This is a genomic window from Xanthomonas euroxanthea (genome assembly GCF_900476395.1).
Classification (GTDB): domain Bacteria; phylum Pseudomonadota; class Gammaproteobacteria; order Xanthomonadales; family Xanthomonadaceae; genus Xanthomonas; species Xanthomonas euroxanthea.
Genome location: NZ_UIHB01000002.1, coordinates 221,992 through 243,971, shown reverse-complemented (window position 1 = coordinate 243,971; position 21,980 = coordinate 221,992). Strand labels below are relative to the sequence as shown.

Sequence of the window (21,980 nt, the reverse complement as noted above, 5' to 3'; positions counted from 1 at the left end):
GAGACGCTGGCCGTGGGGGCGAGCGCGGGAGCAGGACGCTGGGCCGGCGCCCTGGAGGGCAGAGCCGTGGCCGCCGCGGGCGGGGCGCAAATGGTCGGCCATCGGGCCCGGCTTTACCAGCCCGCCGGCCGGATCGCCCATCGTGCGGTTCACCACGGCGCCAGCCGCCACTGCGCCTGCGCGGTATCCAGGCACTGCCGCAGGCCCAGCCGCTGCAGGAAGGCGGCATCGTGCGAGGCGACGATCAGCGCACCGGGGTAGCTGTGCAGCAGCGTCTCGATCGCCTCCACCGCGGCCAGATCCAGGTGGTTGGTCGGCTCGTCCAGCAACAGCAGTTGCGCCGGCTGCGCCCGGTACAGCGCGCAGGCCAGCGCCGCCTTGAGCCGCTGGCCGCCGCTGAGCTGGCCGGTGGGCAGGTCGGCACGCCTCTGGTCCAGCCCCAGCAGCGCCAGGCGTAGCCGCTGTGCGTGGGCTGGCGCACCCGGGTCTGCATCGTGCAGCTGCGCAGCGGCCGAGCGCGCCGGGTCCAGCAGCCCCAGGTCCTGATCCAGATACGCCACCGGCACATGCACCTGGCACTGCCCCGCGCTGGGCTGCAGGCGCCCGGCCAGCAGCTGCAGCAACGACGACTTGCCGCTGCCGTTGGGGCCGACCAGGCCGATCCGCAGCGGCCCATGCAACAGCAGATCCACCCGCCGCCCGCCCAGCCGCCCGTGCGCCAGTTCCACCTGTTGCAGCGTGGCCACGCGCTGCGATGCGCCGGCGGGTGATGTCGGCGCCAGTAGCGCGATCGTGGGGTCGTCTTGCACCAGCGCCGCGGCCTGCACCACCGCCTCGCTCAGCCGCGCCTGGTCGGCCTGGCGTTGCTGTTGCAGCCGCCCCGCGCTGACCTCGCTGCGCTGCTTCTGCGCGCCAAGCAGGATCGCGGCCTGGTTGGCCTGCCCCGCAGCACGCGCGCCGCGTGCCTGGCGTTGCTGGTGACGTTGCTGCTGCTCGCGCAGCGCCTGTTCGCCGCGTGCGCGTGCCTGTTTGCGCTGGGCCAGCAACGCGCTGGCGGCCTGCTGTTCGATGGCGCGCTGCTGCGCATAGAACGCGTAATTGCCGCCATAGCTGCGCAGCCCCTGCCCGGACAATTCAACAATGCGCTGCATCGCATCGAGCAGGCTGCGGTCGTGGCTGATCACCAGCACGCCGCCGTTCCATGCCAGCAACTGATCCATCAACCGCTGCCGCTGCGGGCCATCCAGGTGATTGCTGGGTTCGTCCAGAATCAACAGGTCCGGCTGGCTCAGGAACGCACCGGCGAGTGCCACGCGCATCGCTTCGCCGCCACTGAGCTGCGCGGCCGGTGCACGCGGATCGCGCCCACCCAGGCCTTGCCGTTCGAGCTCTGCGGCAAATTGCGCATGGGCGGCCCAGCGCTCGCCGACCAGTTCGAAATCGGCGGGCGCAACGCTGCCAGCAGCGATACGGTCCAGCGCCTCCAGCAGCGGCGCGACGCCGGCCAGGTCGGCAATGCTCTGCCCCGGCGCCACGCGCACGCGCTGCGGCAGGTAGTGCACGCTGCCGTTGCGCACACAGCGCCCGGCACTGGGCAGCAACGTGCCGGCCAGCAGGCGCGCAAGCACGCTCTTGCCCACGCCATTGCGCCCCACCAGGCCGGTGGCGCGCTGGTCGATGTGGATTGTCAGATCGGAAAACAGCGGGCTGCCATCGGGCAGCACATACGCAACGCGTTCCAGCGTCAGCGACGGACAGGTCATACGGATCTCCATTGCATGCCAGCACACGCACCGATCCAGCCGGACCGGCAGCGGGTAAGGCCGTCATCACGACGGCGGCATCAATGGCGCATTGGACCAATCCTCAGACAATGGGCAGCGCGGCAAAGTGTAGGTCAGCCTGCAACGCAAGCCAAATCCCGGGCACTGCGGCAGACTGGCCCTGTTCAAGCGCAGCAGCATCGGCAGGCGGCACCGTGCAGACATGCCCACGCTCCTGCAGGCCGGCTCATTGCCGGCTACCAGGGACCATCGAAGACAGCCATCGCGGGGATCGCTGCCGTGGCAAAATCACCGGCAACGCGGGCCATCAGGTGTCCCGATGATGCAACGCTCACCCCAGCCCGAACGCCGGGTGATAGGCGACATCGGCCAGCGGCAGCAGGCGGTCGCCAAACGCCAGCGCCTGCAGCTCGGATGCCGGGACGCCGGGCAAGGTCAGCCCCGGCTCCACCGCAAAACCCAGGCGACTGAAAAACGCCGGCTCGCCCAATGCCAGGCAGCCGGCCGCGCCACGCTCGCGCAAGCTGGCCAGCGCCGCCTGCACCAGGCGCGTGCCCAGCCCCTGGCGTTGATGCCCCGGGCCGATCGCCAGCGGCCCCAACGCGTACCAGCCGGGCGAATCGTCCGACAGCCACACCGGCGATACCGCCAGATGCCCGACCACATATCCGTCGTGGTCGGCCACCAGCGACAACGCCAGCGCGCCGTCGTTGCGCAACCCGGCGATCACGTGCTGCTCGTCATGGCGGCTATGTTCGTCGCGCATGAACGCGACCATCGTCAGCAGTTCGATTGCCGCCGCATCGCCGTCGCTCGCTTCGCGAATCAGTACGTTCATCGGACGCCCCAAAACCCGCACACCCTGGTCCGCATCACAGGCTCTGCAACAGTTCGGCGAAGGCGCGCGCCGATGCATCCACATGCGACGCCAGCCGGTGTTCGTCGTCGACCAATAGCAAGCGCGCATGCCGCGCCTGCGCCCAGGCGATCACCTCGCCGGCCGGAATCAGTTCATCGCGCCAGGCATGCACGATCGAAATCGGCACGCGCGCCGCATCCAGTGCCGGCAACGGCCCCATCCTGGTCGGCGGCACCATCAGGAACAGCCCGCGCGTGGGCACCTGCAACGACACCTGCGCGGCGATGTACGAGCCCAGGCTGGAACCGACCAGCACCAGCGGGCCCTTGTCGGCCGCCGCACGCGCAATCTCCAGCAGGCGCTGCAGCCGGCCTTGCACATCGCCCAGCGAACTCACCTCGCGGCGTGCGTCCAGATCGGTGTAGTCCGGGCGCTCGTGGGTCCAACCCAACTGCGCGGCGACATCGGCCAGGGCGGTGACCTTCAGCGCATCCGGGCCGCTCTCGAAGCCGTGCGACAGGATACAATGACCGCGGCTCATAGCGTCTGCACCGTATCGCCGAGGCGCAGCACGCCGCCACGCAGGACGCGCGCACACAGGCCACCATGACCGCGCATGGCGTTGTAGCCGCCCGCACCCAGCGCGTCCTCCATGCGCGAGCACGGATCGCAGGGATCGGTGCCTTCCAGCTCGACATCACCGATGCGGAAACGCCGGCCTTTCAAGGCGATCAGCGGAATGCCGGACACCACCAGGTTGCGGCGCAAGGTGGCGGGCGCGATCGCGGTGTGGCCGGCCAGTGCCGCGATCACCGGCAGATGTTCGGCCTGGATCAAGGTCACGCCGCGCTTGCCGCTGCCGCCCTTGTAGCGGTCGCCGACCAGGCCGACGCCGGTGGTGGCCTGTGCCGCGTCCACCGCGATCATCTCCACGTCGCGCGCGGGACGCACGCCGATCCAGGTCACCTGGCCGGTCTGCGGCAGGGTCGCCATCAATTTGCCCAAGGGGCTGTCGGGATTCAAAGCCATCGGGCAATGCTAGCATCCGCCTCATGTCCGATGCCGTCCTGCCGTCGCCACCGATCACCTACGCGCCGTTGTCCTACGAATCGCGGCTGGCGCGACGCGCGCTCACGCAGATCGACATGGTGGTCATCCATTGCACCGAGTTGCCCGACATGGCGATGGCACGCGAATACGGCGAACGCGTGCTCTACGACAGCGGCACCGGCAACAGCGGGCATTACTACATCGACCGCAACGGCAGCATCCAGCAATACGTCGCGCTGGAGCGCGTGGCCCATCACGTGCGCGGCCATAACCCGCATACGCTGGGCATCGAACTGGTCAACAGCGGCCGTTATCCGCACTGGCTGGACTCACGCCATCAGTGCATGAGCGAGCCGTATCCGCAGGCGCAGATCACTGCGCTGATCACGCTGCTGCAGTGGCTGCAACAGCAGCTGCCATCGGTCCGCCGCATCGCCGGCCACCAGGCACTGGACACCACCCAGGAAGCGGCCAGCGACGACCCGTCGCGCAAGATCCAACGCAAGCTCGACCCCGGCCCGCTGTTTCCGTGGCCGCAGATCGAAGCGGCGGTCAGCTGGGCGCACACACCGCGCTAGCAGCGGCGCACACAGGGCCATCGACACGGCGGGCCGCCTTCGCGTGTTCGGTGCTCAGCGCTCGGTCGCGCGGTAGGTCTTCTCGCCGGCATTCACTGCCAGGTCCAGGCGATTTTCCGGCGATGCGATCGGGCAGACCACGTGCGGCGTCAACGCACAGGGCGGATTCTCGGCCAGATTGAAGTCGAGCACGAGCCGGCCATCGTGTGGTGCCGCGGTGTAGAGATAGCGCGCGCCGCCATACGTTTCCTTGCCGCTGGTGCGATCGGCGAACAGGAAGAACAGGCCTCGCCCGTCGTCGCTGACGATCGGCTGCAACCGGTAGTCCCGGCCATTGCGCGAAAACACCGCCTCGCCCGGCACCTGGACGGTGAGCGGGGTACCGATCGAGGTCAGCAGCGTGGTCGTGCGCGGCGTGGGATACGCCTGCCAGCGCGCCTGGATGCGCCACTGCGGGTCGGTCGGAAAATATTCCAGCCCGGCGAAGTGGGTCAGCAACGGCGCTGCCGGGTCGCGGAAACGCCAGCCGAACAAGCTGCCGGTCTGCACCAGATAGAACTGCCGGCCCTCCACATCCAGGCGATCGCCACGCTGCCCTGCACGCTCCGGCCTCAGGCGCACGCGATCGATGCGCTGGCCGTTCAAGTACACCGGTGCGGAGGCAGCGGCGTCAAAGTGCGCGCGGCCGTCGGCATCCAGCGTCAGCTGCCCCAGTTGCGCAGGCCCGGCCGGCAACACCAGGTCGCTACGTGGATCGCTGCCCACCTGGTACCGGCCGGCACGCACGCGCCCGGACCCGGTGTAGCTCAGCCAGCCATCGGGCGCACGCAAGCGCTGCACGCGCTCGGCGCGTGCACGTTCGAGCTCGACCTGATACATCGCGTGGCGATCGCTCTGCCCACGACCGGCGATGCGCGCACCGTTGGCGTCGGCGGTCGACCCCGCCGAACAGGCAGCCAACGACACCATCGCGACGCACAACGCGCCGACCTGCAACTGCAACCGCATGAGTCACCCAGCACTGCGAGAAACTGCGCTCCGCGCAGCGAACCTGCGTCCCCACAGGTCACCGTTCCTGCCGCCATTGTGCCTGCAATCAGGGGCTGGTCGCGACCGGACGTGTCGAATCCTGCAGCCACTCACTCCAGGAGCCGGCGTAAACGCGCGCGCCCGACAATCCGGCCACTTCCAGTGCCAGCAGCAGATGGCATGCGGTCACCCCGGAGCCGCACATCACCACCGCCTGCTCGGGACGATACGCGCCCAGCAGCGCCGACAACTCGGCGCGCAGTTCCTCTGCCGGCTTGAACCGCCCGTCGCGCAGGCTTACGCCCAAGGGGCGACTCACCGCACCGGGCACATGCCCGGCCACCGGATCGACCGGCTCCACCTCGCCGCGAAAACGCTCGCCTGCACGTGCATCCAGCAACCAGCCCGGCGCCTGATCCAGCCGCGCCAGGATCTGCCCGGCCTCGACCACCGCATCGCTGTCGAAGCTGCCTGGGTATGCCGCGCCATCGCGCTCTGCAGGCGGCTCGGTGCTTTCCGGCAAGCCGGCAGCGCGCCAGGCGGCCAACCCGCCATCGAGCACCGCCACGCGGCGATGTCCCATCAGCCGCAGCATCCACCATGCCCGCGCCGCGGCCATGCTGCCGTCGGCGGCATCGTAGATCACCACCTGGCTGTCCGGGTCGATCCCCCACGCGCCCAGCCGCCTGGCGAATGCCGCACTGTGCGGCAGCGGGTGCCGCCCCTGCGCAGGCAGCGACAGATCGGCCAGGTCCTGATCGAGATCGACGTAGTGCGCGCCTGGCAGATGCCCTTGCGCATAGGCCTTGCGCGCGGCATCCGGGTCCGGCGCAGTCGGTGGCGCAGCGCGCGCGTCCAGCAATCGCAACTGCGGATGCGGCAATGCCGCTGCCAGCGTGGCGCTGTCGACCAGCGTGGTCCAGTGGGGTTCCGCACTCATGCAACCTGCTCCAGACGACGACGAAGATTGAGGAGGATGGCCGCGGTGGCACCCCAGATGCGGTGGCCCGGCCAGTCGTATTCCAGCACGCGGCGCGGCCGGCCGCGATACTCCAGCTCCACGCTGCGCAGGTTGTCCGGATCCATCAGGTAGGCCAGCGGCACCTCGAACACCTCGGCCACTTCGTCCGGCTGCGGCACCGCCACGAACGCCGGGTCGATCACCGCCACCACCGGCGTGACGCGAAAACCGCTCACGGTCAGGAACGGATCCAGATAGCCCAGCGCATGCACCTGGCCGGCGCCGAGGGCGATTTCCTCGCAACTCTCGCGCAGGGCCGCAGCGGCCGCATCCGCATCCGACGGCTCGATCCGTCCACCGGGAAAACTGACCTGCCCGGCATGGTGACGCAGGCTGTCGGTGCGCCGGGTCAGCAGCACCATGGTGCCCTGTGCGCGCGGCACCAGTCCGCACAGCACCGCAGCCTCGGCCGAGGCGCCGCCCTCGGTCAGGTCGATCAATTCGTCATGATTCCAGCCCGGCCCGTCGGGCGCGGTGTCCAGCGCATACAACGCGCGCCGCAACTGCGCACATTCGGGCAGCCGCGCGGCCAACGCGCGCGCCGGCAGAACCGTATGCAGATACTGCTGACGTTCGGTGTCGCTCATGCTCATCCAACGTGCAATTTCATCCAGGCTGCGCAGGCAGCCGACACAGTGCGCCTGCGCGTCCAGCGAACATACACCGATACACGGGCTGGGCAGACCATTGCGGGTCGAATCCGCGTCGCTCATCGCTGGCTCCCGCCGCACCGCATCGTCACGCCGTTCGTCCATCCTCTCGCGCTTGGCCGCTGGATCCAAACGACAACGCCGGCCTGGTGGCCGGCGTTGTCATAGCAACATCCAATGCAATTACTTGACGCTGACCAGCTTGATCTCGAACTGCACAGCCACGTTCGGCGGGAACGGGGTGCGCGGATCGGCACCGTAGGCCTTCTCCGGCGGCAGGGTCACTTCCCACTTGGAGCCGGCCGGCATCTGCAGCAGCGTGTCGCGCATGGCCTGCATTTCGACTTCGCTGACCTTGATGGCCGGAATCTGCTGCGCCGGACGTGCCTTTTCGCGGTCGCCGAACGGGAACGGACCGGCCACTTCCAGCTGCACGGTGCTGGCCTGGGTCGGCTTGGCGCCCTTGCCTGCTTCGATCACGCGGTACTGCACGCCGCTGGGCAGCGTCTGCACGCCCGCGGTGCCCTTGTTCTTGGCCAGGAACTGGTCGCTCTTGGTCTTGTTGGCCGCAGCGGCCTTGTCGTACTCAGCCTTGGCCTGCTGGGCACGGCCCTGCTCACGCTTCTGGAACGCTTCGACGGCCGGCTTCAGCTGGTCGGCAGTGATGGCCGGCTGCTTCTTGGCATAGGCGTCCTGCAGACCCTTTACCACCGAGTTGATGTCGAGCTGCTCGCCGCGACCGGTGAGCTCGGCAAGGTTGTTGCCGTAGTCATAGCCGAAGTAGTAGCTCAACTTGCCCTTCTCGGACGTCGTGTCCTGGGCCAGTGCATTGCCCGTCAGGGCCAGGGCCGCCACAGCGACCGCGATAGAACGCAACTTCATCAAACAATTCTCCAGGGTGGTGGCACAGGACGGGTCTGCCGCCTGAGATGACGCGCTAGGATAGCGGCCGCGATACCGAACCGCTACTTATCACGAAAGCTAGGACCAGCAAGGCTTTCGGAAGTTCCGTATTTACTAATTTTTTACGTTCGCAAGGATTTCCATGTCCAATCACGTCATTCTGATCGCCGACCACGCCAGTGTACGGACGATCACGGTCAATCGACCGGACAAACTGAACGCCTTGAACCAGGAAACGCTGCGGGCACTGGATCATGCCTTTGCCGAGGCAGCCAGCGCAGACCACATCCGCGTGGTGATCCTGACCGGCGCAGGCCCCAAGGCATTTGTCGCCGGCGCGGACATCGCCGAAATGCGCGAGCTGTCGGCGATGCAGGGCCGCGAGTTCTCGCTGCTGGGCCAGCAGGTGATGCGCCGGATCGAGCGCATGCCCAAGCCGGTGATCGCCATGGTCAACGGCTTTGCGCTTGGCGGCGGGCTGGAGCTGGCAATGGCCTGCCATCTGCGTATCGCCGCATCCACCGCACGCCTGGGGCAGCCGGAGATCAACCTCGGCCTGATCCCCGGTTTCGGCGGCACGCAACGGCTATTGCGTCTGACCGGGCGAGCGGCGGCGCTGGAGCTGTGCCTGCTCGGTCTGCCGATCGATGCGCCGCGCGCGCTGCAGCTGGGCCTGGTCAATCGCGTGGTCGAGCCGGAAGCCCTGCAGGAAGACACCCTGGCCCTGGCACAGCGCCTGGCCGTCGCCGCACCGCTCGCGCTGCGCGGCATTCTGGATGCGGTGGTGTTCGGTGGCGAATGCGCCATCGAAGAAGGCCTGCAGCTGGAAACCGCGCAATTTGCGCTGCTGTTTTCCAGCGATGACATGCGCGAAGGCACCGGCGCGTTTCTCGAAAAACGCCCCGCGCACTTTCTCAATCGCTGATCGGCTTGCCATGACGTTCGACCCCAACCCGGCAGCACGTCCCCTGCCCCTCCAGCTGTTCGACTGCGTACACGCAGACGATCTCGATCGTGCGCTGGCACTGGGTTTGATGGAGTATCGGCCCGATCCGGGCGACGACCTGCTGGATCCGGCCTGCCCGCAGCTGCGCGCGGTGTTGCTTGCCGCACAACAACGGCTGCGCGATGCCTGGGCCGCACGCGACCGCTACCGCGCACGCGCCGCGCGCCTGCAACGTCGTGCTGCCGAACGCGATGCACGCCGAACGCCGGCACCGGCGCCCAGCCAACCCGCCGCAGCCGCATTACCGCCGCTGGCCGCAGCCATCCTGGCGCGCGCAAAGGCCAAGGCCGCTGGCGGCGCACCGCCATGAACGCGATCCGTCAGACCCCGCCGGCAAGGCGCGGCAACCTCATGCGCAAGCCTGAAATACAGGAGATGTTCGCGCGGTTGCGCGAGCTCAATCCGCACCCGACCACCGAGCTGGAATACACCACGCCATTCGAGTTGCTGATCGCGGTACTGCTGTCGGCACAGGCCACCGATGTCGGCGTCAACAAGGCCACCCGCAAGCTGTATCCGGTGGCCAATACCCCGCGTGACATTCTCGATCTCGGCGAAGAAGGCCTGAAGCGCTACATCGCCACCATTGGCCTGTTCAATGCCAAGGCCAAGAACGTCATCGCCACCTGCAGGATCCTGCTGGAGCAATACTGCGGCGAAGTACCGCACGATCGCGCCGCGCTGGAAGCCTTACCCGGTGTCGGCCGCAAGACCGCAAACGTCGTGCTCAACACCGCGTTCGGCGAGCCGACCATGGCGGTGGACACGCATATCTTCCGCGTCGCCAACCGCACCGGTCTTGCGCCGGGCAAGGACGTGCGCGCGGTCGAGGACACACTGGTCAAGGTCATTCCTGCCGAGTTTCTGCACGACGCGCATCACTGGCTCATCCTGCATGGCCGCTACGTCTGCAAGGCACGCAAGCCCGACTGCCCAGGCTGCGTGATCCACGACCTGTGCCGCTACCGCGACAAGACCCCCGCACCCGCCGAACGGCCAAAAACTCCCAAAAGCTGACGCAATCCGAATCAACATGGCTGACACGACCTAACAAAACCATCGCAACTGCAAGCGCTCAGTCGGGCACCAGGCCTGCCGTATCAGCACCTCAGCACCGCCAATCCCGGCTTTTCCGATTCCCCAATCCCGAATCCCGATTCCCGGCCATAAAAAATCGCGACCAGATGATGCGTCTTGCGGCGCCATGCATCACCCGGTCACGATAGAGTTCACCCAGCGCGAGCGCCGGGCGTTGCAGCAGGTTTACGCCGCCTTGGCTTGTTCGACGCGCTGTTCGACCAGCACGCTTTCCACCGCCGGCTGGCCTTCCACGCGTCGATCCAGCTCCTTCCAGTCCACCACCAGCTCGCAGCCGCGCGAGGCCGCATTCCGGCTCCAGTCGCGCAACAACTCGATGCAGGCATGGTCGACGTGGTGCAGCTTGGCCACATCCAGATGCAGGGCGGTGTTCGGCGGCACGCTCTCCAGCGTACGCGCCATCGCCGGCACCTTCAGGAAGGTTGCCGAGCCCTGCAGGGTCAGATGCATCTCGTCCTTCTTGTGCTCGTGCTCACGCACGTCCACCTTCAGGCGCGAAGAATGCAGGGCCAGACGGAACAACGACAGGCCGAAGCCGATCAGCACACCGGTCAGCAGGTCGGTCGCCACGATCGCGAAGGTGGTCGCCAGATAGATCGCCGCGGTGCCACGACCATAGGTCGCCAGCTCCTTGACCTGACCGATCTTGATCATCTTCACGCCCGTGTAGACCAGGATGCCGGCCAGACACGCCACCGGCGTCATCCGCAACAGCCACGGCAGCAGCATTGCGAAGACCAGCAACCAGCCGCCATGCAGCACCGTGGACATGCGCGTGGCCGCTCCGGCCTGCACATTGGCCGCGCTACGCACGATCACGCCGGTCATCGGCAATGCGCCCAGGAAGCCGCACAGCATATTGCCCACGCCCTGCGCCGCCAGCTCACGGTCGTACTGCGTGCGCGCGCCCTGATGCATGCGGTCCACCGCCGCCGCCGACAGCAAGGTCTCTGCGCTGGCGATGAAGGCAAAGGTCACTGCAGACACCAGCAACGTCGCATTGAACACGCCGAAGATGTCCGCCACGCTGGGGATGCTGATCGCCGAGAACAGATTGGTCGGCACGTCCACCTTGTTGACGTTCAGGCCCTGCAACTGCACCGTCGCCGTGACCACCACTACGGCGATCAACGCACCTGGCAAAAAGCGCAGACGCTGCGGACGCAGCTTGTCCCAGGCCAGGATGATGCCGATGGTGGCCAGGCCCACGAACAACGCGGTACGGCCGGTACCTTCGGTGATTGCCTGCCACACCACGGCCGGCAATGCAGCGAAGTTTTCCAGACCGCGCGCCTTGGGAGCGGCGTCCATCAGCACATGCGCCTGCGAGGCCACGATCAGGATGCCGATGCCCGACAGCATGCCGGCCACCACGGCCGGCGATGTCATCCGGAACCACACGCCTGCGCGGCACAGACCGGCGATCAGCTGGATCGCACCGGCCACCAGGATCACCGGACCGAGTGCGGCAATGCCGTGCTCGCGGACCAGTTCGAACACCAACACAGCCAGGCCGGCGGCCGGTCCACTCACCTGCAGAGGAGAGCCCGCCAGGAAGCCAACGACCAGTCCACCGATGATGCCGGTGATCAGGCCTGCGGCCGGCGGCATGCCGGAAGCGATCGCAATGCCCATGCACAACGGGAGTGCGACGAGGAAGACCACGACAGACGACAGCAAATCACGCCCGAACAGTCCCTGGCGGAAATATCCGCCGATACCTGATGTGTTCATGATGTGCTCCGTCAGGCGAGTTCGGCGCGCACGACTTGCTGCAGTCGCGGACGTGGGGTGGCTTCGGGGGTGTTGTCCGCCAACAACGGACGGAAGCCACCCTTCTCGGCATCGAAGGCGCGGATCTCGCCGTGGGCGATGTCATAGATCCAGCCGTGGATGCGCAAGGTACCGGCCGCCAGACGCGCGGCGACCACCGGCTGCGTGCGCAGATGGTCCAGCTGCGAGACCACGTTCTCCTCAGTCATGCAGCTCAGCGCTTCCTGGCTGTGCGGGTCGTGTCCGTGATGGGCCGTGACGTGACGCGCCGCATCGGTGTGCTTGAGCCAGGCCGCCACGGATGGCACGTCCTCCAGCGATTCCGGCTTGAGCACGGCCTTCATCGCGCCGCAGTCGGTATGGCCGCAGATCACGATGTGCCGCACGCCCAGTACGGCGATGGCGTACTCGATCGCCGCAACCACGCCGCTGACGTGCTGGGAGTAAGGCGGCACCACATTGCCGATATTGCGATAGACGAACAATTCGCCCGGTTGTGCGGAGAAGATCAGCTCCGGCATGACGCGCGAGTCGGCGCAGGTAATGAACAACGTGTGCGGACTCTGGCCGCCGGCCAGTTCCTGAAAGCGCGCACTCTGGCGCGGATACACTTCCTTACGGAAATGACGAAAACCTTCTAGCAAACTTTCCATGGGAGATACCTTTAGGCAACGAATGGCTATCCGCGGCGCAGGCCGCGAATTGCAAAGACGAACAAATCAAAGGAAGCCGGTGCGCTGCACCGGTTGACGCGACTAACGAAGGATCAGGCGCGCGCTGCGTTGGGAGGACGCAGTTGCGGGATCAGGTCGCGTTTTTGAGTTGCCGGCGCGTAATGCGCGTACCAGGAGGGGAAATAACGTGCGACCACCGGCCATGCCTGGGAGAGCAAGGGGATGTCGTCTGCAGAGTGCGTATCGACCTGGGTCTGTGCGTCCCCGTCGTCCTGCAGATCATCGGCTGCGTCGCGTTCTTCACCAGCATCCGCCATCACCGCCACGCCGTCGCCCACAAGCGCATCGTGGATGCGGTCGTGCGCATCGGCCGCCGACCACGCAGTGAGCGCGAGCAGGCAGGCCAACAGCAATTGGAGGAATCGGGGAAACATGGCCTCGAAACTAACAATTTAGAACGCGCCTGTGCAAGTGGTGCAACGCACAAAGTGCCTGATACGCCACCGTTTCACCTGGTTGGTTCAGGTCGCAATAAGCTTGAGCTCGCTGAAACGGTGAACCACGCCACTGTCACATCTGTCATACGACGCGGCCCGTTCAGACTCATGACACACACTGACAAAAGACAAACACGCGTAAATCTTTGTCTTTGTTGACAAAAATCAGATTGCAATGCGATCTGAAGTTGTCACATTAACGCAACTTTCACGCCATAGCCTGCGCTCACTTTCTCAGGTCGCAAGGCACATATGAAACTTTCTCCCACCCTGCTGGGCGCTGCCCTGTTGCTGGCGCTTGCCGCACCTGCCGCGCATGCCGAAATCGCCATCGACGTGATCGGCGGCTCGGAGATGTCGCTGGAAGGCCTGGTCCAGGCTGATGGCAACTGGTTCCACAACGATGTGCAGGATCTCAATGGCCCGATCGGAGCCAATGGCGACAATTCCGAATTCAGCATCCGCCGTGCCGAGCTGGTGCTCAAGGGCAAGGGCCCGGGCAATTTCGAATGGGTGGCCGGTTACGACCCGAGCGTGCTGAAGGAGGTCACCATTCGCGGCACCACCATCCGCAGCACCGGGCGCTTCCTGGACAACAACATCAAGTACAAGTTCGCCGGCAACGCCAACAACTACCTGCAGGTCGGCCAGTTCAAGCAGCCCAACAGCCTGGAAGAGCTGTCCAGCACCAAGAACAACGACTTCGTCTCCAAGGCTGCAGTGACCAACACCTACGGCATCTCGCGCCGGCTGGGCGTGGCCTACGGAATGGGCGACAACGACTGGAGCATCACCGCCAGCGCGTTCGGCCGCGAACTGACCCGCAACCAGGCACATGGCAGCGGCTACGGCGCACGCGGCACCTGGGCGCCGATCAACGAGAGCGGCAATGTGCTGCACGTTGGCCTGAGCTACCTGGGTTACGACACCGACGACGACACCCTGCGCCTGCGCGCACGCCCGGACGCCGACCTGACCACGGTGCGCCTGATCGACAGCGGCGCCATCACCAACGTGGACAGCGTGGGTGTGGCCGGAGCCGAGGCGATGTGGATCACCGGCCCGTTCAAGCTGCAGGGCGAGTTCTTCCAGGAAAACGCCAAGCGCATCGGCAACAACACCAACGACTACAAGAGTGACGGCTGGTACGTCAGCGGTGTCTGGAACATCACCGGCGAGACCTGGGGCTACAAGGCCGGCGTGCCGACCACCCCGCTGCCGAACGCGCCGGCCTCGGGGATGTGGCAGCTGGCGGTGCGCTACGACACCCTGGACCTCAACGACGGACACCTGGTCTCTAACGGCACCACCCCGTTCGTGGACGGCGTGCTGGGCGGCAAGATGGATGTGTGGACGATCGGTGCCAACTGGTACTGGCGCTCCAACTTCAAGTTCGCACTCGACTACGCGAAGGTGGAAAGCACCCGCTACAACAGCGCCACGCGTGGCCTGGTCGACGACAACCCGTCGATCATCGAGGCACGTGCGCAGTTCTATTGGTAAGTGCGCGATCGATCCGGCCGCCCTGCCGCGCTGCTGTGAGCGCGCCATGGCGGCGACCCGCCTGGCCCGGCAATGCGCCCGGCCGCAACGCCGTCATCTGCATGTCATCTCCCGGACACCGCGCGGTCATGCCCCTGCCCTGCAATGGCGCGACTGCGGGACGTCCTCATCCCTTCGCTACAGGAGCTGTTCCGTGATCCACTCTCTGAAGACCCGTCTGGCCGTCGGCGTGCTCACCGCCTCGCTGGCCTTGTGCGCCCAGGCCGCCGATGTCACCGGCGCCGGTGCCTCGTTCATCTACCCGGTGATGTCCAAGTGGTCGGCCGACTACAACGCGGCCACCAAGAAGCAGGTCAACTATCAATCGATCGGTTCGGGCGGCGGCATTGCCCAGATCAAGGCGGCCAGCGTGGACTTCGGCTCGTCCGATGCCCCGCTCAAGCCGGAAGAACTGGCCGCTGCCGGTCTGGCGCAGTTCCCATCGGTGATCGGCGGCGTGGTGCCGGTGGTCAACGTGCCCGGCGTGGCCGCAGGCGCCCTGAAACTGGACGGCAAGACCCTGGGCGACATCTTCCTGGGCAAGGTCAGCACCTGGAACGATCCGGCGATCGCCGCGCTCAACCCGGGCGTGAAGTTGCCCGAGGGCAAGATCACCGTGGTGCATCGCTCCGACGGTTCGGGCACCAGCTTCAACTTCACCAACTACCTGTCCAAGGTCAACCCGGACTGGAAGAGCAAGGTCGGCGAAGGCACCGCGGTGCAGTGGCCGACCGGCATCGGTGGCAAGGGCAACGAGGGCGTGGCCGCGTACGTGAAGCAGATCAAGGGCGGCATCGGCTATGTCGAGCTGTCGTATGCGCTGCAGAACAAGATGGCCTACACCGCGATGAAGAACGCCGCCGGCAAGTTCGTGCAGCCGTCCGACGAGACCTTTGCCGCCGCTGCCAACAGCGCCGACTGGGGCAACAGCAAGGACTTCTACTTGGTGATGACCAACGCCTCCGGCGACAACGCCTGGCCGATCACCGCGACCAACTTCATCCTGGTGCAGAAGAAGCCCAAAAACCCGGCCGGCCTCAAGAACACGCTGGAGTTCTTCCGCTGGGTCTACAGCAAGGGCGATGCGCAGGCCAAGCAGCTGGACTACGTGCCGCTGCCGGACAGCCTGGTGACCCAGATCGAAGGCTACTGGGCCAAGAACCTGCCCAAGTAACGCCACGCACAGCAACAGGAACGACGCCGTCTCTCTCCCCGGCGTCGGCACCGGGACGCGGCCCCACGGGGGTCGCGTCTTTTTTGTGATGCCTTCTCCAAAAGGCACTGTCATGCACGTGTAACAAAAACATCATTTCATAGCGTGGTCTGCCGGGTCCCCCGGCCAATCCAGCCTCGGAGCTTCCATGAAACTGCAGTCGGCCAGCCTGACCGCCCTGTCCCTCACCATCGCCCTCGCCCTGGCCGCCTGCTCGCCCGGCAAGGATGCGCAGTCCGGCGATACCGCCAAGGGCGCGCCCAGCGCGGGCGCCACCGCCAGTGACAGCAAGAGCGCCGAGATCTCCGGCGCCGGTGCATCCTTCATCTATCCGCTGGTCTCCAAGTGGTCGGCCGACTACAACGCCGCCACCGGCAACAAGGTGAACTATCAGTCGATCGGCTCCGGCGGCGGCATCGCGCAGATCAAGGCCGGCACGGTGGACTTCGGTTCGACCGACAAGCCGCTGGACAGCGCCGAACTGCAGCAGGCCGGTCTGGGCCAGTTCCCGTCGGCGATCGGCGGCGTGGTGCCGGTGGTGAACCTGGAAGGCATCGCACCGGGCAAGCTGCGCCTGACCGGCGCGCTGCTGGGCGACATCTTCCTGGGCAAGGTCACGATGTGGAACGATGCGGCGATCGTGGCGGCCAATCCGGGCGTGACCCTGCCGGCCACCAAGATCAACCTGGTGCATCGCTCCGATGGCTCGGGCACCACCTTCAACTTCTCCAACTACCTGTCCAAGGTCAGCCCGGAGTGGAAGAGCAAGGTCGGCGAAGGCACCTCGGTGCAGTGGCCCGGTGGCGTCGGCGGCAAGGGCAACGAAGGCGTCGCCTCGTACGTGCAGCAGATCAAGGGCTCGATCGGCTATGTCGAACTGGCCTACGCCCTGCAGAACAAGATGCCCTACGCCTCGCTGCAGAATGCCGCCGGCCAGTGGGTGGAGCCGAACGCGGAAAGCTTCGCCGCCGCTGCGGCCAGCGCCGACTGGGCCAACGCCAAGGATTTCAACCTGGTGATCACCAACGCACCGGGCGAGAAGGCCTGGCCGATCACCGCGACCAACTTCATGCTGATGCACAAACAGCCCAAGGATGCGGCGCGCAGCAAGGCGACGCTGGACTTCTTCAAGTGGGCGCTGGACAACGGCCAGGCCCAGGCCAGCGAACTGCATTACGTGCCGCTGCCGCCGGAGCTGGTGCAGCAGATCCAGGCCTACTGGGCCAGCGAGTTCAAGTGATGCCCTGCACCCGCTGTCGTGGCGGGATGCGCTGCGGTGAGGTGCCTGCGGGCGCCTCGCCGTTCCTGCTGTCTCACGCTCCCGCGATTGCGCGGGTGACGAGTCCAATCGAATGAATGCCACCGCCATTCCCGAAGCGATGACCGCCCCGCGCGGCCGCGACCTGCGCGATGCGCGTGCCGATCGCCTGTTCAAGCTTGCGCTGGCCGCCACGGTCGTTTTCGTCCTGTTGGCGCTCGGCAGCGCCGCGCTGTCGATGCTGTGGGGCGGACGCCATGCCTTGCAGATGCAGGGCCTGAGCTTTTTCTATTCCGCCGACTGGAATCCGGTGGAAAACAAATACGGTGCGCTGGCGCCGATCTACGGCACCCTGGTCACCGCCCTGATTGCGATGGTGATTGCGGTGCCGGTGAGTTTCGGCATCGCGTTCTTCCTTACCGAGGTGGCGCCGCGCTGGTTGCGTGGCCCGGTCGGCACCGCGATCGAACTGCTGGCCGGCATCCCGTCGATCATCTACGGCATGTGGGGCCTGTTCGTGCTGGTGCCGGTGATGACCGAGCACGTGACGCCCTGGCTCAACGATCACCTGGGCACGCTGCCGCTGATCGGCCCGTTGTTCCAGGGCCCGCCGCTGGGAATCGGTCTACTGACCGCAGGCTTCGTGCTGGCGATCATGGTGATTCCGTTCATCTCCTCGGTGATGCGCGAAGTGTTCCTGACCGTGCCGACGCGCCTGAAGGAATCGGCGTACGCGCTGGGGTCGACCAAGTGGGAAGTCAGCTGGGACATCGTGCTGCCCTACACCCGCTCCGCGGTGATCGGCGGTGTGTTCCTGGGCCTGGGCCGTGCGCTGGGTGAGACCATGGCGGTGGCGTTCGTGGTCGGCAACACGGTGCGGCTGTCGCCGTCGCTGCTGGAGCCCGGCACCACCATCGCCGCGTTGATCGCCAATGATTTCGGCGAGGCCACCGAAACCTATCGTTCGGCATTACTGCTGCTGGGGTTTGTGCTGTTTATCGTGACCTTCATCGTGCTGGCGATCGCGCGTTTCATGCTGATGCAGCTGTCGCGTCGGGAGGGCAACTGATGTCCTCGGTCTCGCAATCACTGTACAACCGCCGCCGCGTGACCAACGCGATCGCCCTGCTGCTGTCGTGCGTCACCGCGGTGTTCGGCCTGTTCTTCCTGGCCTGGATCCTGTGGACCCTGTTGTCCAAGGGCGTGCCAGGCATCGACGTCAACCTGTTCACCAAGATGACACCGCCGCCGATGCAGGAAGGCGGCCTGCTCAACGCCTTCTTCGGCAGTGCGGTGATGTGCGGCCTGGCACTGGCGATCGGCACGCCGCTGGGCATTGCCGCCGGTACCTGGCTGGCCGAGTACGGCAATGCACGCAAGGCCGGGCTGGTGGTGCGTTTCGTCAACGACATCCTGTTGTCGGCACCGTCGATCGTGCTGGGCCTGTTCGTCTACACGCTGTACGTGATGCAGACCGGCGGGCGCTTCTCCGCGTTTGCCGGCGCGCTGTCGCTGGCCTTCATCGTGCTGCCGGTGGTGGTGCGCACCACCGACGAAATGCTGCGCCTGGTGCCGGCGCAGATGCGCGAAGCGGCGCTGTCGCTGGGCATTCCGCAGTGGAAGGTGACCGTGCAGGTGCTGTATCGCGCCGCCTCGGCCGGCATCCTCACCGGCATCCTGCTGGCCCTGGCCCGCATCAGCGGCGAAACCGCGCCGTTGCTGTTCACCGCCTTCGGCAACCAGTACTGGAACAGCAATGTGTTCCAGCCGATGGCCAGCGTGCCGGTGATCATGAATCAGTTCGCCGGCAGCCCCTACGAGACCTGGCAGACCCTGGCCTGGTCCGGCGCGCTGGTGCTGACCGTGTTCGTGCTGCTGGTGAGCCTGGGCGCGCGTGCCCTGCTATTGCGCAACAAGATCTCCAATGACTGACCTCTCCCTCCGGACACCCCACATGAACGATCTCCAAAACGCCATGCCGATGCATCGCATCGCCGTTCCGGCCGCCAAGGGGGCACCGACCGCACAGGCGCCGGTGAAGGTGGCCGCACGCAACCTGGATTTCTATTACGACAAGTACCACGCGCTCAAGGGCATCAACATCGAGATTCCGGAAAAGCGCGTCACCGCGCTGATCGGGCCGTCCGGTTGCGGCAAGTCGACCCTGCTGCGCATCTTCAACCGCATCTATGCGCTATATCCGAAGATGGAGGCGCGCGGCGAAGTGTTGCTGGACAACGAAAACATCCTCTCGCCGAAGTACCCGATGAACCGGCTGCGCAGCAAGGTCGGCATGGTGTTCCAGAAGCCGGTGCCGTTTCCGATGACGATCTTCGAAAACGTCGCCTACGGCATCCGTCACCACGAAAAACTGTCCAAGGCCGACATGCAGAACCGTGTCGAGCAGGCGCTGCGCCAGGGCGCGCTCTGGGACGAGGTCAAGGACAAGCTGGGGCAAAGCGCGCTGGGACTGTCCGGCGGCCAGCAGCAGCGGCTGTGCATTGCACGCGCCGTGGCGCTACGGCCGGATGTGTTGCTGCTGGACGAACCGACCTCGGCGCTGGATCCGATTTCCACCAGCCGCATCGAGCAACTGGTGGAAGAGCTCAAGCGCGAGTACACCATCGTGATCGTGACCCACAACATGCAGCAGGCCGCACGCGTGTCCGACTACACCGCCTTCATGTATCTGGGCGACCTGATCGAACACGACCGCACCGAAACGATTTTCTCCCAGCCGTCCAAGCAGCAGACCGAGGACTACATCACCGGTCGTTTCGGTTGATGTAAGGCGGGCGCCGCATCCCGCATCGACGCCGCTTCGCCGCGCCCTTGCCCGGCACGACATCCCCCTCACCTGCGATGTCGCCAAGGTGAAGGCGGACACCCACCACCGCCACGAATCGAGACCACGATGAACCAGCACCTCAACGACCATATCGTCAAAAGCTACGACGAGGAGCAGCACCGTCTTGTCGCCGAGATCGTGCGCATGGGCGACACGGCGGTGGCGCAGCTGGAAGCCGCACTGGATGTGGTGGAACGTCGCGACGACAACGCCGCACATCGCATCGTGGTCAACGACGAGGCGATCGATGCGCTGGAGCATGCGATCAGCCACGACGTGATGCGGCTGGCGTTGCGTGGCCCGATGGCGCGCGACCTGCGCGAGATCCTGGCCGGCCTGCGCATTCCGGCCGATATCGAACGCATCGGCGATTACGCGGCCAATGTCGCCAAGCGCTCGATCGCGCTCAATTCGGCACCGCCGCTGCCGCAGACGGTGGGCCTGCGTGCACTGGGCCAGATGGCGGCCGACGCCGTGCGCGAGGCGGTGCAGGCATACCGCAACAAGGATGCCGATGCGGCCATCCGCGTACGCGATGAAGATGCACGCCTGGATGCGCAATACACCGCGCTGTTTCGCGAGTTGCTGACCTACATGATGGAAGACCCTCGCAACATCACCCCGTGCACGCACCTGCTGTTCATGGCCAAGAACCTGGAGCGCATCGGCGACCACGCCACCAATATCGCCGAGAACGTGTGGTTCCTGGTCCATGGCGAGCAGCCGCTGCCGCCGCGCCTGAAGCGCGACGACACCAGCACCACCGGCGTCATCTGATCCGCCCCCGGCCTGCGACACCTGCAGGCACGCTGCGAACACGCGCAGAGGCCCTGATCATTACGTATTCAGCAAATTGCGCCTAGGGTGCAATCACACAGGCTGTTCCTGTGACGCAGGAGTACGCAGATGAAACGCATCATCGGATCCCTCATGGTTGTGTCGCTGCTGACGTCCGGTGCAGCGTTCGCTGCACCGCAACAGCATGACGACCGCGATCGGCGCGCGCAGCACCACGACGCGCGTGGTCCGGACCGTGGCGATGAGCATCGCGACGACAGGCACGATGACAGGCGTGACCACCGCCCTGGCGCGCACAACGACGACCACCGCAACGATCGTCGTGGCCCGCCCTATCGGCGCGGCGAACGTCTGGCACCGGACCATCGCGGCACGCGCGTGGCCGACTACCGCAAGCATCATTTGCATGCGCCGCAGCGCGGGCACGAGTGGCGCCGCGTGGACAACAACTACGTGCTGATTGCAGTGGCCACCGGCCTGATCGCAAGTGTGGTTGCCGCCCGCTGAGGCCAGTGCTTGCGATGCGAGGTTATCGGGCCCGATCCGTGGCAACACGGGTCGGGCTTTTGTTTGCCCGATCGCCAGTGCGGACGTGCGGGCAAGCTGCCGACTGCCACGATCGGGTCGGTCGTGCGACCTGCTAGGCTATGCCGATGAACGCACCGGTCGACCTGCCACCTGCCCCCTCCTTCCTGCCCATGTCGCGGCGCTTTCGCGGCTATCTGCCCGTGGTGGTGGACGTGGAAACGGGAGGATTCGACTGGAACAGGCACGCCCTGCTGGAAATCGCCTGCGTGCCGATCGAGATGGATGCCGACGGGCGGTTCTTCCCCGGCGAGACCGCCAGCGCGCATCTGGTGCCGGCGCCGGGGCTGGAGATCGACCCGAAGTCGCTGGAGATCACCGGCATCGTGCTCGACCATCCGTTCCGTTTCGCCAAGCAGGAAAAGGACGCGCTGGACCACGTGTTCGCACCGGTGCGCGCGGCAGTGAAGAAGTACGGCTGCCAGCGCGCGATCCTGGTCGGGCACAACGCGCATTTCGATCTGAACTTCCTCAACGCCGCGGTTGCGCGCGTCGGCCACAAACGCAATCCATTCCATCCGTTCAGCGTGTTCGACACCGTGACCCTGGCCGGCGTGGCGTACGGGCAGACCGTGCTGGCGCGCGCGGCACAGGCCGCGGGCCTGGAGTGGAACGCCGCCGACGCGCATAGCGCGGTCTACGACACCGAACAGACCGCGCGGCTGTTCTGCACGATTGCCAATGCGTGGCCGGGGCCTAGCGCGGGCTGATCGAGCCGGGAATCGGGAATCGGGATTGGGGAATCGTAAAAGCTAAGCGTACCTGGCACCTTCCTTCTCCTGCGGGAGAAGGTGTCCGAAGGGCCGATGAGGGT

At 66.0% G+C, this 21,980-nt stretch carries 24 protein-coding genes; 13 read left to right on the top strand and 11 right to left on the bottom strand.

Features of this window, described 5'->3' with window-relative positions; genetic code table 11:
* Nucleotides 1–149: 149 nt before the first annotated feature.
* The 4 genes from CPBF1521_RS08160 to CPBF1521_RS08145 all read right to left on the bottom strand — a co-directional run bounded on the left by CPBF1521_RS08160 (nt 150) and on the right by CPBF1521_RS08145 (nt 3,672).
* Nucleotides 150–1,763: an ABC-F family ATP-binding cassette domain-containing protein gene (locus tag CPBF1521_RS08160; RefSeq protein WP_115677068.1), complete on the bottom strand. Its 1,614-nt coding sequence runs from the start codon at nt 1,761–1,763 to the stop codon at nt 150–152.
* A 352-nt stretch (nt 1,764–2,115) separates the two neighbouring features.
* Complete coding sequence (locus CPBF1521_RS08155; RefSeq protein WP_115676673.1) at nt 2,116–2,622, bottom strand: GNAT family N-acetyltransferase; 507 nt, start codon at nt 2,620–2,622, stop codon at nt 2,116–2,118.
* Nucleotides 2,623–2,656: 34 nt separating this feature from the next.
* A complete protein-coding gene (locus tag CPBF1521_RS08150; RefSeq protein WP_104648430.1) occupies nt 2,657–3,184 on the bottom strand; it encodes a YqiA/YcfP family alpha/beta fold hydrolase in 528 nt (175 codons plus the stop codon).
* Entirely contained in the window at nt 3,181–3,672 is a 492-nt protein-coding gene (locus CPBF1521_RS08145) for an MOSC domain-containing protein (protein WP_115676672.1), read from the bottom strand. The genes CPBF1521_RS08150 and CPBF1521_RS08145 overlap by 4 nt, the downstream gene beginning before the upstream one ends.
* 23 nt (nt 3,673–3,695) lie before the next feature.
* Between CPBF1521_RS08145 and CPBF1521_RS08140 the strand changes: the two genes are divergently transcribed.
* Nucleotides 3,696–4,271: an N-acetylmuramoyl-L-alanine amidase gene (locus tag CPBF1521_RS08140; RefSeq protein ID WP_104582786.1), complete on the top strand. Its 576-nt coding sequence runs from the start codon at nt 3,696–3,698 to the stop codon at nt 4,269–4,271.
* A 54-nt stretch (nt 4,272–4,325) separates the two neighbouring features.
* Here CPBF1521_RS08140 and CPBF1521_RS08135 read toward each other — a convergent pair whose 3' ends face one another.
* From CPBF1521_RS08135 to CPBF1521_RS08120, 4 genes are all read right to left on the bottom strand, one after another.
* Nucleotides 4,326–5,279: a DUF1684 domain-containing protein gene (locus tag CPBF1521_RS08135; protein ID WP_115676671.1), complete on the bottom strand. Its 954-nt coding sequence runs from the start codon at nt 5,277–5,279 to the stop codon at nt 4,326–4,328.
* An 88-nt stretch (nt 5,280–5,367) separates the two neighbouring features.
* Nucleotides 5,368–6,240: a sulfurtransferase gene (locus tag CPBF1521_RS08130; RefSeq protein WP_115676670.1), complete on the bottom strand. Its 873-nt coding sequence runs from the start codon at nt 6,238–6,240 to the stop codon at nt 5,368–5,370.
* Nucleotides 6,237–7,034 carry a CoA pyrophosphatase gene (locus tag CPBF1521_RS08125; RefSeq protein ID WP_115676669.1) on the bottom strand — a complete coding sequence of 266 codons (798 nt, stop codon included), beginning with the start codon at nt 7,032–7,034 and terminating at the stop codon, nt 6,237–6,239. Before CPBF1521_RS08125 ends, CPBF1521_RS08130 begins: the two co-directional genes overlap by 4 nt.
* Nucleotides 7,035–7,154: 120 nt before the next feature.
* Nucleotides 7,155–7,853 (bottom strand): FKBP-type peptidyl-prolyl cis-trans isomerase N-terminal domain-containing protein, encoded by a 699-nt coding sequence (locus tag CPBF1521_RS08120; protein ID WP_016902469.1) that lies wholly within the window; start codon nt 7,851–7,853, stop codon nt 7,155–7,157.
* Between the two features lie 163 nt (nt 7,854–8,016).
* Here CPBF1521_RS08120 and CPBF1521_RS08115 point away from each other — a divergent pair, with 163 nt between their 5' ends.
* From CPBF1521_RS08115 to nth, 3 genes are read left to right on the top strand one after another with little or no spacing between them, the layout of a single operon-like run.
* The gene (locus tag CPBF1521_RS08115; RefSeq protein WP_104648426.1) at nt 8,017–8,799 is read left to right on the top strand and encodes an enoyl-CoA hydratase-related protein; all 783 of its coding nucleotides are present in this window, start codon (nt 8,017–8,019) and stop codon (nt 8,797–8,799) included.
* A 10-nt stretch (nt 8,800–8,809) separates the two neighbouring features.
* Entirely contained in the window at nt 8,810–9,190 is a 381-nt protein-coding gene (locus CPBF1521_RS08110; protein WP_104582781.1) for a hypothetical protein, read from the top strand.
* The gene (nth, locus tag CPBF1521_RS08105; protein WP_115676668.1) at nt 9,187–9,897 is read left to right on the top strand and encodes an endonuclease III; all 711 of its coding nucleotides are present in this window, start codon (nt 9,187–9,189) and stop codon (nt 9,895–9,897) included. Before CPBF1521_RS08110 ends, nth begins: the two co-directional genes overlap by 4 nt.
* A 246-nt stretch (nt 9,898–10,143) precedes the next feature.
* Here the strand turns inward: nth and CPBF1521_RS08100 are convergent, their stop codons facing one another.
* The 3 genes from CPBF1521_RS08100 to CPBF1521_RS08090 all read right to left on the bottom strand — a co-directional run bounded on the left by CPBF1521_RS08100 (nt 10,144) and on the right by CPBF1521_RS08090 (nt 12,838).
* On the bottom strand, nt 10,144–11,712 hold the full coding sequence (locus CPBF1521_RS08100; RefSeq protein ID WP_104582779.1) for a SulP family inorganic anion transporter: 1,569 nt from the start codon (nt 11,710–11,712) through the stop codon (nt 10,144–10,146).
* 11 nt (nt 11,713–11,723) lie between these two features.
* A complete protein-coding gene (locus CPBF1521_RS08095) occupies nt 11,724–12,404 on the bottom strand; it encodes a carbonic anhydrase (protein ID WP_016902474.1) in 681 nt (226 codons plus the stop codon).
* 113 nt (nt 12,405–12,517) lie between these two features.
* Nucleotides 12,518–12,838 (bottom strand): hypothetical protein, encoded by a 321-nt coding sequence (locus CPBF1521_RS08090; RefSeq protein WP_181116173.1) that lies wholly within the window; start codon nt 12,836–12,838, stop codon nt 12,518–12,520.
* 336 nt (nt 12,839–13,174) lie between these two features.
* On the opposite strand from CPBF1521_RS08090, the gene CPBF1521_RS08085 reads away from it, so the two are divergent.
* The 9 genes from CPBF1521_RS08085 (at nt 13,175) to rnt (ending at nt 21,876) form a co-directional block, all read left to right on the top strand.
* The gene (locus CPBF1521_RS08085; RefSeq protein WP_115676667.1) at nt 13,175–14,425 is read left to right on the top strand and encodes an OprO/OprP family phosphate-selective porin; all 1,251 of its coding nucleotides are present in this window, start codon (nt 13,175–13,177) and stop codon (nt 14,423–14,425) included.
* A gap of 193 nt (nt 14,426–14,618) precedes the next feature.
* A complete protein-coding gene (pstS, locus tag CPBF1521_RS08080; protein ID WP_115676666.1) occupies nt 14,619–15,638 on the top strand; it encodes a phosphate ABC transporter substrate-binding protein PstS in 1,020 nt (339 codons plus the stop codon).
* A 187-nt stretch (nt 15,639–15,825) separates the two neighbouring features.
* Nucleotides 15,826–16,917, top strand: coding sequence for a phosphate ABC transporter substrate-binding protein PstS (gene pstS, locus CPBF1521_RS08075; RefSeq protein ID WP_104648424.1), 1,092 nt, complete (start codon nt 15,826–15,828; stop codon nt 16,915–16,917).
* A 112-nt stretch (nt 16,918–17,029) separates the two neighbouring features.
* Entirely contained in the window at nt 17,030–18,004 is a 975-nt protein-coding gene (pstC, locus tag CPBF1521_RS08070; RefSeq protein ID WP_006450306.1) for a phosphate ABC transporter permease subunit PstC, read from the top strand.
* A complete protein-coding gene (gene pstA / locus CPBF1521_RS08065; protein WP_039511726.1) occupies nt 18,004–18,867 on the top strand; it encodes a phosphate ABC transporter permease PstA in 864 nt (287 codons plus the stop codon). Before pstC ends, pstA begins: the two co-directional genes overlap by 1 nt.
* Before the next feature lie 22 nt (nt 18,868–18,889).
* A complete protein-coding gene (gene pstB, locus CPBF1521_RS08060) occupies nt 18,890–19,720 on the top strand; it encodes a phosphate ABC transporter ATP-binding protein PstB (protein ID WP_104582775.1) in 831 nt (276 codons plus the stop codon).
* A 129-nt stretch (nt 19,721–19,849) separates the two neighbouring features.
* Nucleotides 19,850–20,560 (top strand): phosphate signaling complex protein PhoU, encoded by a 711-nt coding sequence (gene phoU, locus CPBF1521_RS08055; protein WP_005994733.1) that lies wholly within the window; start codon nt 19,850–19,852, stop codon nt 20,558–20,560.
* Nucleotides 20,561–20,689: 129 nt separating this feature from the next.
* Nucleotides 20,690–21,088, top strand: coding sequence for an RcnB family protein (locus CPBF1521_RS08050; RefSeq protein WP_104648422.1), 399 nt, complete (start codon nt 20,690–20,692; stop codon nt 21,086–21,088).
* Between the two features lie 140 nt (nt 21,089–21,228).
* Nucleotides 21,229–21,876 carry a ribonuclease T gene (rnt, locus tag CPBF1521_RS08045; protein WP_115676665.1) on the top strand — a complete coding sequence of 216 codons (648 nt, stop codon included), beginning with the start codon at nt 21,229–21,231 and terminating at the stop codon, nt 21,874–21,876.
* Nucleotides 21,877–21,980: the final 104 nt, after the last annotated feature.